Origin of the sequence: Pseudarthrobacter sp. fls2-241-R2A-127 (assembly GCF_030209355.1) — a bacterium.
Lineage (GTDB): Bacteria > Actinomycetota > Actinomycetes > Actinomycetales > Micrococcaceae > Arthrobacter.
The window spans coordinates 15,041-32,414 of sequence record NZ_JARVSF010000004.1 but is presented as its reverse complement, the minus strand read 5'-3'; the positions used below and the strand labels follow the sequence as shown (position 1 = coordinate 32,414).

10 protein-coding genes are annotated in these 17,374 nt (G+C 63.6%); 2 read left to right on the top strand and 8 right to left on the bottom strand.

Annotated elements, in window-relative coordinates; translation table 11 throughout:
• Positions 1 to 18: 18 nt before the first annotated feature.
• The 5 genes from QRN53_RS01955 to QRN53_RS01935 all read right to left on the bottom strand — a co-directional run bounded on the left by QRN53_RS01955 (position 19) and on the right by QRN53_RS01935 (position 5,536).
• Entirely contained in the window at positions 19 to 744 is a 726-nt protein-coding gene (locus QRN53_RS01955; protein WP_285242345.1) for an ABC transporter ATP-binding protein, read from the bottom strand.
• Positions 745 to 1,617: an ABC transporter permease gene (locus QRN53_RS01950; RefSeq protein WP_285242447.1), complete on the bottom strand. Its 873-nt coding sequence runs from the start codon at positions 1,615 to 1,617 to the stop codon at positions 745 to 747.
• A 5-nt stretch (positions 1,618 to 1,622) separates the two neighbouring features.
• Entirely contained in the window at positions 1,623 to 3,644 is a 2,022-nt protein-coding gene (locus QRN53_RS01945) for a glycosyltransferase (protein WP_285242344.1), read from the bottom strand.
• Entirely contained in the window at positions 3,641 to 4,828 is a 1,188-nt protein-coding gene (gene glf / locus QRN53_RS01940) for a UDP-galactopyranose mutase (RefSeq protein ID WP_285242343.1), read from the bottom strand. Before glf ends, QRN53_RS01945 begins: the two co-directional genes overlap by 4 nt.
• A 123-nt stretch (positions 4,829 to 4,951) precedes the next feature.
• Complete coding sequence (locus tag QRN53_RS01935) at positions 4,952 to 5,536, bottom strand: acyltransferase (RefSeq protein ID WP_285242342.1); 585 nt, start codon at positions 5,534 to 5,536, stop codon at positions 4,952 to 4,954.
• Between the two features lie 180 nt (positions 5,537 to 5,716).
• Between QRN53_RS01935 and QRN53_RS01930 the strand changes: the two genes are divergently transcribed.
• Positions 5,717 to 9,796 carry a type VII secretion EssC family protein gene (locus QRN53_RS01930; RefSeq protein ID WP_285242341.1) on the top strand — a complete coding sequence of 1,360 codons (4,080 nt, stop codon included), beginning with the start codon at positions 5,717 to 5,719 and terminating at the stop codon, positions 9,794 to 9,796.
• Positions 9,797 to 9,877: 81 nt separating this feature from the next.
• Here QRN53_RS01930 and QRN53_RS01925 read toward each other — a convergent pair whose 3' ends face one another.
• Positions 9,878 to 10,366 carry a hypothetical protein gene (locus QRN53_RS01925; RefSeq protein WP_502934809.1) on the bottom strand — a complete coding sequence of 163 codons (489 nt, stop codon included), beginning with the start codon at positions 10,364 to 10,366 and terminating at the stop codon, positions 9,878 to 9,880.
• A gap of 230 nt (positions 10,367 to 10,596) precedes the next feature.
• Between QRN53_RS01925 and QRN53_RS01920 the strand changes: the two genes are divergently transcribed.
• On the top strand, positions 10,597 to 10,845 hold the full coding sequence (locus QRN53_RS01920) for a WhiB family transcriptional regulator (RefSeq protein WP_003804966.1): 249 nt from the start codon (positions 10,597 to 10,599) through the stop codon (positions 10,843 to 10,845).
• 148 nt (positions 10,846 to 10,993) lie between these two features.
• On the opposite strand, the gene QRN53_RS01915 is transcribed toward QRN53_RS01920, so the two are convergent.
• Positions 10,994 to 12,460 (bottom strand): sensor histidine kinase, encoded by a 1,467-nt coding sequence (locus tag QRN53_RS01915; protein ID WP_285242340.1) that lies wholly within the window; start codon positions 12,458 to 12,460, stop codon positions 10,994 to 10,996.
• Positions 12,461 to 12,487: 27 nt separating this feature from the next.
• Positions 12,488 to 17,341 carry an NAD-glutamate dehydrogenase gene (locus QRN53_RS01910; RefSeq protein WP_285242339.1) on the bottom strand — a complete coding sequence of 1,618 codons (4,854 nt, stop codon included), beginning with the start codon at positions 17,339 to 17,341 and terminating at the stop codon, positions 12,488 to 12,490.
• Between the last annotated feature and the right edge of the window lie 33 nt (positions 17,342 to 17,374).

Here is a 17,374-nt window from a genome sequence, read left to right as displayed (position 1 = left end):
TCTGTCGCGTGCGCGGGATCAGGACCGCAGGATCGCAACCGCATCGTGGATGGAGCCGTCGAACTTAACGTTCCCGTGTTCGAGCAGGATGCCCCGTTCGCAGATCCTGGAAACGAGGTCCAGGTCGTGGCTCACTACCACCAACGTCTTGCCATCACGGGCGAGTTCCTGGATTTTGTCGATGCACTTCCGCTGGAAGGGCTCGTCGCCAACTGCGAGGATTTCGTCAATGAGGAAGACCTCAGGGTCGGTGTGGACCGCGACGGAAAAGGCCAGCCGCAAGTACATGCCGGAAGAGTAAAACTTCACTTCGGTATCGATGAACTGGCCGATCTCCGAGAATTCGACGATCTCGTCGAACCGGTCATTGACCTGCTGCTCGGTCATTCCGAGGATGGCCCCATTAAGGTAAACGTTGTCCCGGCCCGACAGGTCCGGGTGGAAGCCGGCGCCCACCTCAATCAGGCCGGCTACCCGCCCCCGCGTCTTAACGGTTCCGGTGTCCGGCAGCATCACGCCCGAGATGTGCTTGAGGAGCGTCGATTTTCCCGACCCGTTCAGGCCCAGGAGCGCCACGGTTTCACCCGCCTGGACCTCCACAGAAACGTTCTTCAACGCATGGAACTTTTCGGAAAGGTCGCCTTTGCGCCCCTTCGCCAACCACACCACAGCCTCTTTCAGGGACCTGGTGTGGCGCAACACGAATTGTTTGCTGATGTTCGAAACTTCGATCGCCGTGACCACTTAGAGCTCCTGTGCGAAACGGCCCTCAAGGCGCCGAAAGGTGTACTGACCCAGAACAACAATGACCACGGCGACCACGAGGCCGACCGGAAGCCAAAGACCGAAGAGGTTGGGCGGCATTGCCGCTGCACCGTCCGTGGTGGGGTACCAGAATGCATAGTGGAACAATTCCACCCCGATGGTGATCGGGTTCGCTTGGTAAATGGCAAATACTGTGCTTCCAAGCTTTTGCTCGACCATGGACCATGCGTACATGACGGGGGACGCCCAGGTGGCAATCATGAGGAGCATGTCCACGAGGTTTTCAGAGTCGCGGAAGTAGACGTTGGCAGAGCCGAACAACAGGCCCAGGCCGGTTGCGAGCAGTGCGACGATGATGAAGCCTGCAACGGCAGCCAACAGCTGGATGACGTTGGGGTGCCAGCCGGCGAAGACACAGCCCACCACCAGCACCACGAGCTGCGGGAAGAAGTGCACAGCAGAAACCCAAACGGATGCCACAGGGAACAGTTCGCGCGGAAGGTAGATCTTCTTGATCAGGTTTCCGTTCATCACGATGGACCGTGCAGCGTTGCCCAGGGCTTCGGAAAAGAAGTTGATCAGGACGATGCCGGAAAACAGGTAAACGGCGTAGTTTGCCAACCCGTCCGGATTCTTGGGACTCCGCTCCAATCCCAGGAAGATTCCCAGTGCCACGTAAAAGACGATGAACTGGACGCCCGGCTTCACGTAGGACCACAAAAGTCCGAGAACGGAGCCTCGGTAGCGGACTTTGAGCTCTTTCCGCACCAGCAGCTTGAGCAGGAAACTCGACTGCTTGATGTCCCGCAGTCCCCCGCCCAGCCCGGGCGTCGTCAACTCATCGGTGGAAATTACGCTCACTTGATCTCATTCTGCGTATGCTGCTCAAACGTCTTCCGCCACGACTCGATCGACGTCAGATCGTTCATCGCTGCCTTGTACTTCTTGCTGAGCGCGGGCCACTCCCGGAGCAGCGCCGCGTGGAGCCGGCCGCTTTCGGCCAGCATCGTCCGCAGCCGCTTGGGATCGCGCCGGTACCACGAGGCGCCGGTTCCCTCAGCGTTTGAGACCACGGCGCTGTCGTATTGCGCCATGCGCCACCACCGGTTGTCCTGGTGCGCCACGGTCGTCTGCGGACGTTCGGCGCTGGTTCCCGTAACCGGCTTAACAAGTTGCCGGGCGATGGTTTTGGCGGCCCAGGGCAGGAGGGTGATTCTCGAAGGCTGGGACGGGCCGTGGCCGCGGCGCGGCGGCTTGTCCATCTTCGGAGCTGGAAAGTCCTCCGGGTCCGGCCGGAAGACGGCGTCGGAATGCCCGGACATCATTTCCCGGATTTCCGGAAGCTTGGTCGACAACAGGTCGGGCAGCGCTTCCGGCCCCTTCAGCACGTCCTCCAGCGCCCACTGCCGGCCCTGGGCAGTGGCGTACTGCATGGAAACCATGTGCTTGACGTCCCCGTATTGTGAGGCCTTGACCACTTCGCCGCCGAACTCGTAGGGGCTGTGAAGCAAGGCAGCCACCACACGGTTGCGGGAATGGAAGTAGGCCTGCCAACCGACCAGGTCGTCCTTGTCGATCCAGGACACGTGCCAGACGGCGGAACCGGGAAGGGAGACTGTGGGGTATCCGTGCTCCTTTGCCCGCAGGCCATATTCGGCGTCGTCCCACTTGATGAACAGGGGAAGCGAAAGCCCGATGTCGCGGATGACCTTGGTGGGGATCAGGCACATCCACCAGCCGTTGTAGTCGACGTCGCAACGCCGGTGCAGCCAGGACGTCTGGCGCAGGTTGGACGACAGGAAGTCGTGCCCGAGGATCATGTCCTCGCTTGGGAGGGCGGGCTGGAACCGGTAAGGGTTAACGACTTCGCCAAATGTGTGCAGGACAGTCCGGTTGTAGAGGTCGAACATGTGTCCGCCAACCAGTGTCGGGGTCTTGCACCGGTCCGCGAAGGTGAGGAGCCGGATGATGCTCTCAGGCTCGACGACGATGTCGTCGTCCATCAGAAGCACGTAGTCGCTGCCGTTTTCGACGGCCTCGAACATTCCGCGTGCAAATCCGCCGGAGCCGCCCAGGTTGGACTGGTTGATAATCCTGAGTTTGCCGTTCAAGGCCTCTTTGACCGCGTCGAAGCCGGGTGCATCAGAGAGTTTCTGTGTGCCCTGGTCAACGATCAGGATCTCCTGCACGTGCGTTAGAGCCTCGGCGCTCTCGGCGAGCAGGCGCAGGTTGTTCAGGCAGAAGTCGGTCTTGTTGAGCGTGGTGATCTGGAGGGTTACCGATCCCGGGGTGCTCTCGACAGCGGGCCCCTGCCACTCTGCGTCAAGCATGATCAGGGGCTCGGTTCCGGCCAGCAGGTCGAACCAGTACCATCCGCCGTCTCCGAAGGGGGCCAGCGACAGCTCAAAGTAGCTTTCCGAGATCCCCTCGACGCGGCGGGTGTCCACCCGCTGCAGCGAACCGCGGGCGTTTGACTTGTAGACGATGACCGAGCCGGCGCCCTGGGTGCGGACCTGCAACCGGATCTTGTCCACGGTTGTCCACCGACGCCAGTAGCTGGCGGGAAACGCATTAAAGTATGTGCCGAAGGAAACGCGCTCCCCCGACCTCACGGAGGTGGAGTGCCGCGAGAGGAAGTCCTCTACGTGCGCCTCTTTCGAAGGGCTGCTGATGGTCCGGGGCTTGGCGTCCTTCGCGTCTCCGTCGCCAATGGTCGGGAGCTGGATGCCGGTGGCCGTGCCCATGTCCATATACAGCGGGGCCGTATCCATCTGGCTTGCGCTGGGCAGAATGATCCGCTGAAGGGTATTCCAGTTCGCCGACGATTCGTCAGCTGCCGCAGCCGCGGCCTTCTTCTGGTTCGCAGTTGACACGCTCATGCGTCCACGCCTCCACTTTCCAGCTTCACGCCGCTTTCGAAGTGCGGCCGGATCTTGTTATCGAACATGCTCAGCGCGGATCCAATGGCCATGTGCATGTCCAGGTATTTGTAGGTGCCCAGCCGGCCGCCAAACAGGACGTCCGATTCGGCGGCTGCAAGGTCGCGGTACTTGAGCAGTCGCTCCCTGTCGGCCGAGGTGTTGACGGGGTAGTACGGTTCGTCGCCTTTTTCTGCGAATCGCGAGAACTCCCGCATGATGACCGTCTTTTCGGTCTGGTAGTCGCGTTCAGGGTGGAAATGGCGAGGTTCGATGACGCGGGTGTAGGAGACGTCGTCGTCGTTGTAGTTGACGACGGAGGTGCCTTGGAAGTCGCCGACGTCGAGTACTTCTTCTTCGAAGTCGATGGTGCGCCAGGAAAGGTCGCCTTCAGCGTAGTCGAAGTAGCGGTCCACTGGACCGGTGTAAACCACGGGAATCTTGCCGACAACCTTGTTCTTGCTGTACTCGTGCGACTCGTCGAAGAAGTCGGTGTTCAGGCGCACCTCGATGTTCGGGTGTTCGGCCATCTTCTCGATCCACGCGGTGTAACCGTTGGTGGGGAGGCCCTCGTACTTGTCGTTGAAGTACCTGTTGTCGTAGTTGTAGCGCACGGGCAGCCGGGAAATGATGCCCGCGGGCAGGTCCTTCGGATCCGTCTGCCACTGCTTGCCGGTGTAGTGCTTGATGAAGGCCTCGTACAACGGGCGGCCGATCAGCTGGATGCCTTTGTCGTTGAGGTTCTGGGGATCGGTGCCGGCCAGCTCGCCGGCCTGTTCCTGGATGAGTTCCCGTGCCTGGCCCGGAGTCAGGTTGGCCCGGAAGAACTGGTTAATGGTGGCCAGGTTGATGGGCAGGGAGTACACCTCGCCCTTGTGGACGCCGTATACCTTGTGCACGTAGTTCGTGAAGGTGGTGAACCTGTTGACGTATTCCCACACGCGCTCATTGGATGTGTGGAACAGGTGTGCGCCGTACCGGTGGATTTCAATACCGGTCTGCTCTTCCTTTTCGCTGTAGGCGTTGCCGCCGATATGGTGGCGGCGGTCGAGGACGACGACCTTCAGGCCGAGCTCGCTAGCGGCCTGTTCTGCGATTGTCAGGCCAAAAAAGCCGGACCCTACAATGACGAGGTCAGCGGTCACAAAATCTCCTGGTTTGAATACGGGCAGCACAATGGACTGCATCGTCTGCTGTTCTAGCCTACCCGAGGGACCGCAACGTCCGTCGAATCAGCTTCGCCTCTGTGATCCGACGCACAGCCGACCTCATGCGGACCGCAGAACCCCGTCCCGTTCGAAATACGCATCCCGCGTGCCGGGACATACCCATTGGCCGCCTTCGTTTATCAACGGTTGGCCCGCCTTACCCACCCAGCCGATGCGCCGGGCGGGGACACCGGCGACGAGCGCGAAGTCCGGCACGTCCTTTGTAACCACCGCCCCGGCCGCAACCATCGCCCATGCGCCGATGGTAACGGGCGCTATGCAGACTGCACGGGCCCCGACAGCCGCTCCTTCCCGGATCGTGACACCCACTTTTTCCCAGTCTTCCTCTGTTTTGAGGGTGCCGTCCGGAGTCACAGCGCGGGGGAAGACGTCATTGGTGAGGACCACTGCGGGACCGATGAAGACCCCCGCCCCAAGAACGGCGGGTTCGTATACCAGGGCGTAATTCTGGACCTTGCAGTTATCCCCCAAAACCACACCGGGACCGATGTAGGCGCCACGGCCCACGACGCAGTTCTCCCCCAGGCGCGCCGCCTCCCGGACCTGCGCGAGATGCCACACCTTGGTGCCCGCCCCGATACTTGCGCCTGCATCAACGTCAGCACTGTCCGCGATGGTGCCCAAAGGAGACTCCTTTGCTGCTCATGGTCCGCTTTTTAGAGGGACCGGGTGTAGCGATCCTAGTCGAGCTCCAGCCGGGCAGTCAGCACTCCTTGACGGGTTTTCCACATAGGGTCCGAACCGCCTCCATATACTCCCCGTTCGTGGATAGCGTGGCGCCATACGCACGAAGGATTAGCACTTATGACCCTGCATTGCACCTTGGTTGGCGGTCCGGGATCTTCACGTCCCGGGCCCCCTCTCGAACTGTCCATCGAGGCCCCGCCCGGCACCTCGGGGGCCGACATCAACGAACAGTTGTCGAAGAAATTCGGCACAGGGCCGGTCACGGTGGACGGGCAGGATCTCCGCACATTGGTTTCCGGAGTTCCGCCCTTGGTGGGCGCGGCAATTCTTGTCGACGGGGGCACGTCGCCCCCGGGTCAACGGCCTCGTCGCACCGCGACCATTGATACGGCAGCTCCGCTGTCACTCGCCGTTCACAGCGGAGCGGCCGCGGGGACCGTGGTGCCGATCCGGCGGGGCAGCTACGCCATCGGCCGGGGCGGCACGCGCGTTGTCATCCCGGATCCGGAATTGTCCCGCGAGCACGCACGCCTTGTTGTCACGGACACGGACATCATCATGATCGACCTGGACAGTGCAAATGGCACGTATGTCGATGGTGAGCGGATCCGGAACACCGTCATCTCCACGGATTCCCGCATCCGATGCGGGCAGTCCACCATGTCGCTGGTGTTTTCGGACCTGCCGGAGCGGGTCCTGGCGGACGCGGGGAGATCCGTGGCCGAACCCATCGTGGTCTCCGGCCGGGCTGAGGCCGGCAACCGCGCCCTGCTCCTGCTGACTGCAGTTCTCCCGCTGGCTATTGGCGTGGGGCTGGCAGTCATCACCGGGATGTGGATGTTCCTTGCCTTCTCAGCGGCGTCGGCGTTTTCCGTACTCCCGCCCATCATCGCGGGCCGGCGGCAGAAGCGGGAATTGCTGGCTGCGGTGAAAGCTGCCGTCCGGGAGGACAGGGAACGCCGACGGCGGTGCGCCCCGTCCCTCGCCGTCGTTGCCTTGGCAGCGGGGCGGGGCGCACAGACGCCCGTTGCCGATTCTGCTTCCGACGGCGTCTGGCTGAGGTTGGGCGAGGCCGAACAGGCCGCCAACGTCCGGGTTGAGCCGGCAGGCGGCGTACGAACGGTTCCCCCCGCCGATCGGGTACCTGTGGTCCTTGACCCCCGCCATCCGCTCACCGTTGTGGGTGGCTCGTCGGCGGGAGTCGACGGCGTCATCCGTTCCCTTCTCCTGCAACTTGCGGGCTACCCGCTCGCCGACACAACCGGGGTGGTTATCCACGGGCGGCCGGAGAATCTGCCGTTGGCAGCCCGCTACCTTCCCGGGGTAACCCTCACCGGCACACCGGATGAAGGCCTCCGGCTCATCGGTAGAGGTCATTCCGGTTCGGAGCGCACCGTCCTGTTGATTCGCAGTGCGGGCCCGGCGGACCCGGATGACATACAGATTCGTGAAGCCGCGATGGATCGGGGATGGCAGGTTGTCCATTTCGTTCCGGAAGACACCGAATCCCCGTCAGCTGATGTGTTCGTATCCGAGCGCAGGTCGGTCATGCACCTTGGCCACCGTGAGACGGTCTTTGTTCCTGACCTTGTTCCGGAGGCAGTATTCACCACGTTTTGCCGTCGCCTGGCGAAGGCGCCGAAGCGGGAGGATGGATATGTGCGGTCGATTCCGGCCACCGTCCGTCTCAGCGAAATCCTGCCCCTGACGGCGGCGGACACCGCGCGACGCTGGGAAGCCAACGCGGAACGGCAGGGACTCCCGGTGCCGCTGGGACTGGGGGCGGCAGGCGTGAGGACCCTGGATCTCCAGGCCGACGGTCCCCATGTGCTCATTGCAGGAACTACCGGATCGGGAAAATCGGAACTGCTCCGGACTCTTATCTTGGCGCTCGCGCTGAGCTACCCTCCGGAGCGCATCAACTTTTTCTTCATCGATTTCAAAGGCGGCTCCGGCCTGGGCCCGCTCCATGGCTTGGTCCACTGTGTCGGACTCCAAACCGACCTGTCCATCGCCGAAATGGAGCGTACCCTGGTGTCCCTGCGGGCTGAGGTCAGGCTCCGGGAGAAGCGCTTCTCGGCAGCGGCGGTGCCGGACCTCAACGCGTACCGCTCCTCGCCGGCGGCCAAGGAATTCGACCTCCCCCACCTTGTCATCATCATTGATGAGTTCAGGATGCTCGTGGATGATGCACCGGAAGTGCTCCGCGAACTGTTGCGGATCGCCTCCATAGGGCGCTCGCTGGGTATCCATCTGGTGATGGCTACCCAAAGGCCCCAAGGCGCCCTGACAGCCGATATCCGGGCGAACGTCACGTCCAGCATCGCCCTCCGGGTGCAGTCCGATATGGAGTCAGTGGACATCGTCAATTCGAAGGCTGCGGCGGCCATTGGTGTTGACGCTCCGGGCCGCGCCTTCCTGGCCCGCGGTGCGGAACCTGCCGCGGAGTTCCAGGCCGCATCCCTGGCTTCCAGTTCCGAGGACCAGCTGCACGATGCTGTCATCATCCAGCCGACAAAGGCGTACCTCGCTTCCCGGGAATCAAGGGGCCCCACCCAGCCCGGCCCCGCGCCGACCCCGGCAAACGCCGCGGCTCCCCTGGTGGGACTCGTGGAATCCCTTTGCGTGGTGCAAGGGAATCGTATCCCCCGCAGACCGGTGGCCCCTCCGCTGCCGGAATACCTGGAAGAACCGGGCCCGAATTCGTCACCATCCGGGTCCCCGGCGGCCAGGTCGATGATGTCCGGTGGACCTGGGGACATAGAAGGGAACGTGCCACTGGGACTGATGGATCTGCCCCAAAAGCAAGAGGTGGTGACGCTGACCTGGAGCCGTGCCGGCCATGGCCACGCCGCCTTCCTTGGCAGTTCCGCATCCGGGGCACCGGCAGCCCTTGAACTGGCGGCGCGGAGACTGATGGCCGGCCCGGGCGAGACCCATTTCTACTTCCTGGACAGTACCGGGAGCCTTTTGCCCTTCGCGGACGCCGGCCGGACCGGGGCCCACGCCGGTATCCACGAGCTTCGCAGGGGAGTCCGAATACTGGAGCGCCTTACCCGTGAACTGGGCAGGCGCCTCAGCCGGCCGGCTGCCGGGGACGTACCGCTTGTTCTCATTGTGTCTGGCTGGGGCTCCTGGGTTTCAGCGTTCCGGTCCGGCCCGTTGGCCTGGGCCGAAGACTTGGTCCAGGACCTCGCCCGCGACGGAAGCAGGGCCGGAATAACACTGCTGCTTTCCGGTGACCGGGAACTGGTCGCAGCGAGATTCTACGGTTCCATCCCCAACCGCTTCTATTTTCCATTCGGCTCCACCGAAGAGAGCCGCGCCGCCTGGCCGCGGATGCCTTCTACTCCCCCGGTGGAGGGAAGGGCAGTGGCATTTGGCCCGGCAGCCGATGGCGGGCCGGCGGTTTGCCAGTTCTACCGACAACCCCTCGCTGGTCCAGGACAGGCCGGTCCCGGTGAGATCGGCCTGCCAGCCGCTTCGCCTCCCTTTAGGGTGGAACCCCTCCCGGCTATGATCACCACCAGCGAGGTCGTGGCACTTGCGGTCCCCGCTGCATCGCGCAACTCAGCCTCCCGGACATGTTCCCGGGAGGGGCAAGCCGCCGCTGCAAGAACCTCCGCAGTCACAAGGCAGTCCCGGGCGGTCCTGCTGGGGGTGGCGGGCGACGAGCTTGAGGCGACGGCCCTCCGGATTCCAGCAAGCGGCGTGATGGCAGTCCTCGGGGGCCCCGGAAGCGGCAAGAGCAACTTGCTGCACGCCATGAAAACGCTCAATCCCGATAAGGAATGGTGCTCCAGTCCCGTGCCGCCCAAGAGTTCCGGAGACTTTTGGAAGGGCGTGCTGCAGCAGGCGGAGGCCGGTGATCTGTCGCCCGACACGCTGCTGTTGGTTGACGATATAGATCTTCTTGACCTGCCGGCCGTGAAGGACTTGGGCCACCTGAACGCCCTGGGCCATTCCTTGGTGGTCACAGCAGGGTACAGCCCCGTATTGCCGCAACGCGTTCCTCTGATCATGAACGCCCGGGCGGCCGGCCTCGGACTTCTGTTGTGCCCACGGTCGATAGCTGACGGTGACCTGTTTGGGGTCCGGTTTGAGGTCGAGGCCAATCCACCGCCGGGAAGAGGCATCCTGGTTTCCGCAGGGCGGTCATGTGCCCTTCAAGTGGGCTGGGCAGGCGCCGCGGGCTGAACCACTGGGTCTTCCCCGCCGCCAACCTAATACGGGCGTCGATTCACCAGCCAGGGCGCCCTGGGGAGTGAACTCATGAGGTCAGAGGGCAGGTGGCGGACTGCCGGTTCGGGATGCGTGGCTGATCACCTTGTTGGAGAACAGAAGAACTATCGCGATTGCCGCCGGTACCACCATTGCCACGCCTGCGAGGACAAGGCCGCTGGTCAAGGTGGGCACACCAATCGTCAGGACGAACAGTTGGGCCACCAGCGCCGCCGCCCTGGTCCACCGGTACCCGCGGTAGAGGAAGACGGATACGGCAAAAAGCCACGCGGAAAAGGCCAAGAGGAGGCCCAGGGTGAAGACAGCTCCCCAGAAAGAAAGGACGGGGCTGCCGGTGAAAAGCTCATACCCGTACCAGGCTGCGGCAGCCAGCAGAGCGATCGCTTCGGCACCGGCAATGACGGCAACCACCGTGGCCGCGACAGGTGCGGCGCTGGGATGCGGGACGGCCGGAAGGCCGGCTCGCTCGCCGGGCTGGTCCGGAGACGATGGGGAACCTGCTGGGTTTACCGGGGGTCTTGACACACTGGCACCCTACCGGACATAGTCGGACACTGGTGAGGGCAGGAGCCGCCACTGTGATGCATCGCTCAGGTTTCCACTGATATCAGGCGTTATTACCCCTTGTTTACACAGCGTTAACATGACAGGCTTGATGCAGATGACCAAGGGGGCCCAGAGGGCCCCTTTCCTTTGTAGCCACTAGTGAATAATTTCACAAAGGGCACTTCCCAGAAATGGAGCAACTGATCAGCATGGATTGGCGTAACCGCGCAGCGTGCCTCGACAAGGACCCGGAACTGTTCTTCCCCGTCGGAAACACAGGCCCGGCCCTCCTGCAGATCGAGGAAGCCAAGAGCGTCTGCCGCCGGTGCCCTGTAGTGGACACGTGCCTCCAGTGGGCCCTTGAATCCGGCCAGGATGCCGGTGTCTGGGGCGGTATGAGCGAAGATGAGCGCCGCGCCCTGAAACGGCGCGCCGCCCGCGCACGCCGGGCCTCCTAGAAGGTCACCAGCCGGCACCGTCCAACGGACCGTTATAAACAGAGACCCCGGGCCGATCCGCAAGGATCGGCCCGGGGTCTCTCCCGTTTCCGGGCCACTCCGCACCTGGTGCCTTATCAGCCCGCAGGATCCCGAAGTGGCCCGATGCCTACTTTCCGTGCAGGCTGAGCCTGATCTTGACCTCGGTTCCGCCGCCCTCCCGGCGTTCCCAGGCGATGGTGCCGCCCAGTTCGCTCGTCACCAAAGTCCGCACGATCTGCAATCCAAGCCCTTCAACGTGGGGGGTCTCGGGGAGGCCCACGCCGTCGTCGGCAATGGTCACCGTCAACTCTTCGCCGTCTTCACCTTCGGACCTGTCGGCCAGCAGCCACACTGTCCCGGCCCGTCCCTCAAGGCCGTGCTCAACGGCATTGGTCACCAATTCGTTGATCACCAGGGCCAGCGGCGTGGCCAGGTCGCTGGGCAACTCACCAAAGGTCCCCGAGCGTTCGGTCCGTACCTGCTGCGACGGTGACGCAACTTCAGCCGAGAGCCTGAACTGGCGGCCGATCAGCTCGTCGAAATCAACACTCTGGGTCAGGCCCTGCGACAACGTTTCGTGCACCAGGGCGATGGTGGCCACACGGCGCATCGCCTGCTCCAGTCCCTGCTTCGCCTCATCACTCACCATCCGCCGGGACTGCATCCGCAAGAGAGCTGCGACAGTCTGCAGGTTGTTTTTGACCCGGTGGTGAATCTCCCGGATAGTGGCGTCCTTGGTGACCAGCTCCATCTCACGACGGCGCAGTTCAGAGACGTCGCGGCACAGTACGAGTGCACCAAACCGCTGCTGCTCATCCCGAAGCGGAATGGCCCGCAGCGACAGGCTGACCCCGCGTGACTCGATCTCGCTGCGCCACGGCATGCGGCCTGTCACCACGAGCGGCAGCGTCTCGTCAACCATCCGCCGGTCCTTGAGGAGGCCGGCCGTGACCTCGGCGAGGGACCGTCCTTCCAGGGATTCGCCGTCGCCAAGGCGGCGGAACGCGGAGACACCGTTAGGGCTGGCGTACTGCACCACACCATCGGCATCAAGCCTGATCAGGCCGTCCCCCACTCGGGGTGCGCCTCGACGCGACCCCGTGGGGGAAGCAAAATCCGGCCATAGTCCGAGGGTTCCCATACGCAGCAGGTCATACGCGCACTGGCGGTAGGTCAGCTCCAGCCGGGACGGCATCCGCGAACTGGACAAGTCCATATGCGTGGTGACCACAGCAAGCGTCCGCCCGTTCCGGACCATCGGGACAGCCTCCACCCGGAGCGCCATCTCACTGTTCCAGTTGGTTTCACTCGACCTCTCAATCGAGCGGCTGTTCCAGGCCTTGTCCACCAGAGGCTGCAGGTCCGAGCGGATCCCTTCCCCCACGAAGTCGCTGTGGAACGCAGTATGCGTGGTGGAAGGGCGCACGTGGGCGAGCGCGATATAACCAAGCTCCGGGTGGGGGAACCAGAGTGCCAGGTCGGCGAACGCCAGGTCCGCGACCATCTGCCAGTCCCCCACCAGAAGGTGCAGCCATTCGGCATCGCCCGGCCCGAAATCAGCGTGTTCCCTGATGGGGTCCGTAAAGATTGCCACTGCACCTCCAGTTTCGACGCCGCATGGCTAGCGTCGGACGATTGACCTCAAGAGCCTCAATGCTACCGACAGTGAAGCCATGTCGTCGGCCTCGAGTGCGTTCACTTCGTCGAACATGCTCTTTGCCCTGCCCAGCTGTTCGGCATTCTGGGCTTCCCAGTCCTTAAGCCGCGCCTCCGGCGAGTCGGACGGGGATGTTGCTTCCAGTACCGCCATGGTCATATCCGACACCGTCGAGTACAGATCATCTCGCAAGGCTGCCCGCGCCAGCGCCTGCCACCGGTCCTGCCGCGGCAGGCTGCTGATCCGCTCCAGCAGCGAATCCGCGTGGAACCGGTTGAACACGGTGTAGTAGGTCGCCGCGATCTCCTCCACCGGGTCCTTGCGGGTCCGCCCGATCTTGGCGATATCCAGCAGCACGAAGCTCTCGAACAGCTCGGCCCAACGCAGCGCCAGGCTTTCCGGGAGCTCCCATTCGCGGCCCTTCGCCAGCCAGTCGGCCACCCGTTCACGGTCATCGCCGCGCAGGTATTCCAGCAGGCGGGCCCGCATCGGATCCATGAGCGGCTTGAACTCGGCTACTACGTCAGCGATGGGGCGCGAAACGCTTTCCTGGCCCAGCAGCCACCGGACCGCACGGTCCAGGAGCCGGCGGATATCCAGGTGGACGGTGCTCCAATGCTCCGTGGGGAACGACGCGGGCAAGCTGTTCAGCTCTGCCACCATCGCGTCCAGTTCGTACACCTCCCGCAGCGCCACGAACGCCTTGGCGACAGCGACTTCGCTGGCCGACGTTTCTTCCATGACGCGGAAGGCGAACGTGATGCCGCCAAGGTTGATCATGTCGTTGGCCACCACGGTGGCGATGATTTCGCGACGCAGCGGATGCGTGTCCAGCTCCGCGTCGAAGCGTTCGCGCAGCTGGTGCGGGAAGTAGGAGCGCAGCGTGTCCCGGAACCAGGGGTCGTCGGCAAGATCGCTGTCCCGAAGCGCCGATGCCAGCTCGATCTTGGCATAAGCGGCCAGCACCGACAGTTCAGGGGACGTCAGGCCCTGTCCGTGCTGAAGCCGGTCACGCAGCGTTTCGGTCGTCGGCAATGCTTCGAGATCGCGCTTCAGGTCGGCGCTCTTCTCCAGCCAGTCCATGAGCCGCTCGTAGCTCGGGCTCCACTCGGCCACCCGGCTGCGGTCGTTCAGGAGCAGGATGTTCTGGTCGATGTTGTCTTCCAGGACCAGCCTGCCCACCTCGTCGGTCATGGAGGCCAGGAAGTCTGCGCGGTCGGCCGCCTGCAGCTTGCCCGCTGCGACCATCCGGTCAACGAAGATCTTGATGTTCACTTCGTGGTCGGAGCAGTCCACGCCGGCCGAGTTGTCGATCGCGTCCGTGTTGAGGATGACACCCTGCAGCGCCGCCTCGATGCGGCCGCGCTGGGTCATGCCGAGGTTTCCGCCTTCACCCACCACCTTCACGCGCAGGTCCCTGCCGTTGACGCGGATGGCGTCGTTGGCTTTGTCGCCTACCGTTGCGTTGGACTCGGAACTGGCCTTGACGTAGGTGCCGATACCACCGTTGTACAGCAGGTCGGCCGGTGCAAGGAGGATGGCCCGGAGCAGCTCCGGGGGGCTGAGTTCGGTGGTTTCGGCGGCCAGCCCCAGCGCAGCCCGTACCTGCGGGGACACGGGAATGGACTTGGCCTGCCGGGCGAAGACGCCGCCGCCCTCACTGATCAGCGACTTGTCGTAGTCGTCCCATGAAGACCTTGGCAGGTCGAATAGCCTCTGCCGCTCAGCGAACGAGGACGCCTCGTCCGGCGTGGGATCCAGGAAGATGTGCCGGTGGTCGAATGCCGCAAGAAGCCTGATGTGGCGGGACAGGAGCATCCCGTTCCCGAACACGTCACCGGACATGTCCCCCACGCCCACCACTGTGAAGGGCTCCGTCTGGGTGTCGAGGTCGAGCTCGCTGAAGTGCCGCTTTACCGACTCCCAGGCGCCCCGGGCGGTAATGCCCATGGCTTTGTGGTCGTACCCCACGGAACCGCCGGAGGCGAAGGCGTCCCCCAGCCAGAATCCGTATTCTGCCGACAATCCGTTGGCAATGTCCGAGAAAGTAGCCGTTCCCTTGTCCGCCGCAACCACAAGGTAGGAATCGTCGTCGTCATGCCTGACAACGTTCGACGGCGGCACCAGCCGCTCGCCGTCGCCTTCAGTGAGCAGGTTGTCGGTGAGGTCCAACAGGCCACGGATGAACGTCTTGTAGCTTTCGACGCCTTCCGCCATCCAGGCCGCGCGGTCGGCTGACGGATCCGGAAGCTGCTTGGCGAAGAAGCCGCCTTTGGCTCCGGTGGGAACGATGACGGCGTTCTTGACCGTCTGGGCTTTCACCAGGCCCAGGACTTCGGTACGGAAGTCCTCCCGCCTGTCAGACCAGCGCAGGCCACCGCGGGCCACCTTGCCGAATCGCAGGTGGACGCCTTCAACCCGGGGCGAGTAAACCCAGATCTCGAACATGGGCCGCGGGAACGGCAGTCCCTCGATCCGGGCCGGATCCAGCTTGAAGCTCAGGTGCGGCTTGTCCTGGAAGAAGTTGGTGCGCAGGGTGGCCTCGATGAGGTTGCCGAAAGTACGCAGCACGCGGTCGGCGTCCAGGGTGGCGACCTTCTCAATGGCAGTGGCCAGGGCCTGCCGCACGGACGCCTGCGCGCCGGCACGGCCGTCGTCGTCCAAGGACGGGTCAAAGCGGGCAGCGAAAAGCGCGATCAGGCCCTTGGTCACGTCGGCGTTCCCCAGGAGCGTGTCCGCCATGAATCCGAAGGAGCTGCTGCTGCCCATCTGGCGCATGTAGCGGGCGTAAGCACGCAGCACCGTGATCTGCCGCCAATGCAGGCCCTCCCGCAGCACCAGGCGGTCGAAGCTGTCAGACTCTGCCGCTCCAGTGACGGCCGCGCCGAAGGAATCGGCAAGCAGCTCCCCGGTGCTGACCGGATCCACCCCGGCCGGGTATTTCAACCCAAGGTCGTAAAGGAAGAAGTCCCTGTGGTCTGCGGTTTCGATCTCGAACGGGCGTTCGTCCAGGACCTCCAGTCCCAGGTTGTGGAAGTAGGGAAGGATCTGGCTCAGGCTCTTGGGCTCAAGCATGTAGAGCTTGACCCGGGCATCCTCTTCCAAGGTGGCGCCTGCCCCCTCGGGGAGGTAGACGTGGACGCCGGGTCGGTCCTGCCGGGCGCCGGTGCTCCGCTCGGCGGCGGCACCGTACTTCTCGAAGCGCGCTATATCCTCAAGTGCGTCCTCGACCTCGTAGTCCACCCGGTAGCTGGCGGGAAATGCCTCGGCCCAGATGGCCGCGAGTTCCTTGGCCTCGGCCGCGTCACGCCCTTCCCGAAGGACCTCGGTGATGCCTTCACTCCAGGACCGTGCCGCCCGCACCAGCCGTGTTTCCAGTTCGTCGCTGTTGACGTGGCTGACGTCGGCGTTCTTGGGCAAACGGATGCGGAAGAAGAGGCGGGCAAGGGCCGACTCGGTCATACGCGCTTCGTAGTCGATCGAGACGGCCTGGAATGTTTCCCGCAGTTCCTGCTCGATGCGCAGCCTGACGTTGGTGGTGTACCGGTCGCGGGGCAGGTAAACGACGGCGGACATGAACCGGCCGTAGATGTCGGGCCTGAGGAACAACCGGGTTCGGCGTCGCTCCTGGAGCTTCTGGATGCCCAGGGCCGTTGCGGCAAGGTCGGGGATTTCGATCTGGAACAGTTCGTCGCGGGGATACGTCTCGAGGATTCCCAGCAGGTCCTTGCCCGAGTGCGAGTCCGGCGGGAACCCCGCCGTTTGCAGAACGGCGTCGACCTTTTCGCGGACGATCGGAATATCCCGGACGGACCCGGCATAGGCGCTGGTGGCGAAAAGCCCGATGAATCGGCGTTCGCCGTTGACGTTGCCTGCGGCGTCGAAACTCTTGATTCCGATGTAGTCGAGGTAGGCCGAGCGGTGCACGGTCGAGCGGGAATTGGCCTTCGTAATGACCAGGGCGCGCTTTTCCCGTGCCTTCTTGCGGCCGGTGTCGGTGAGGTGCTGGATGTGGGGGGAGTCTGCGGCTGCCCGCAACAGTCCAAGCCCGCTGTCTTCACGCAGTTCGAGGACATCTTCGCCGTCAACGTTCAGGAGGTCGTATTCCCGGTAGCCGAGGAATGTGAAGTTCCCGTCGTCGAGCCAGCGGAGGAGGTCCTTGGCCTGGCGCACTTCGGCGATCTGTGCGGCGTGGGCCACCTGGTCCAGGCTCCTGGCGATCTCCAGCGCCTTCTGGCGCATCTTTGGCCAGTCCTCTACGGCGGCCCGGACGTCCTGGAGTACCCGGGTCAGGCCGGCGAGCAGGGACGACTTCGCGTCGTCCGAAATACGCTGGATTTCGACGGCGATCCACGACTCCATGTGGGAGGCATTTTCACCCTCGGCGATGAGGTGGGAGAGGTTGGGCATGGCGGCCGTGTCTCCACTTGAAATGCCAAGGTGGGCCGGGACCCTGTTGACCTTGACCAACTCGCCGGTTTCCCGGTTCCTGGTGGCGACAAAAAGCGGGTGGACCACCAGTTTGATGGCTGCATGCTGCCGGACCAGTTCCGCGTTCACTGAGTCGACAAGGAAAGGCATGTCGTCGGTGACGACGAAAATGACGGTGCTGTCCTCTTCGTCGGCCATCGAGACCGTTGCCTGTCCGGGCTGCCGGACCGACGCCGCCTTACGATGCTCCCCCGCCCGGGCCTCCAGTACCTCGCGAGGGTAGCTCCGGGCATCCTCCTCGGCCAAGTGCTGGTAGTAGTCCCCCATGAAACCTTCAAGGCCTTCAATGGAGAGGGGCTGATCCTCCACACCGGATCCAGACGACATCTACAACGCCTCCACTAGAGAAATTCGCTGCAC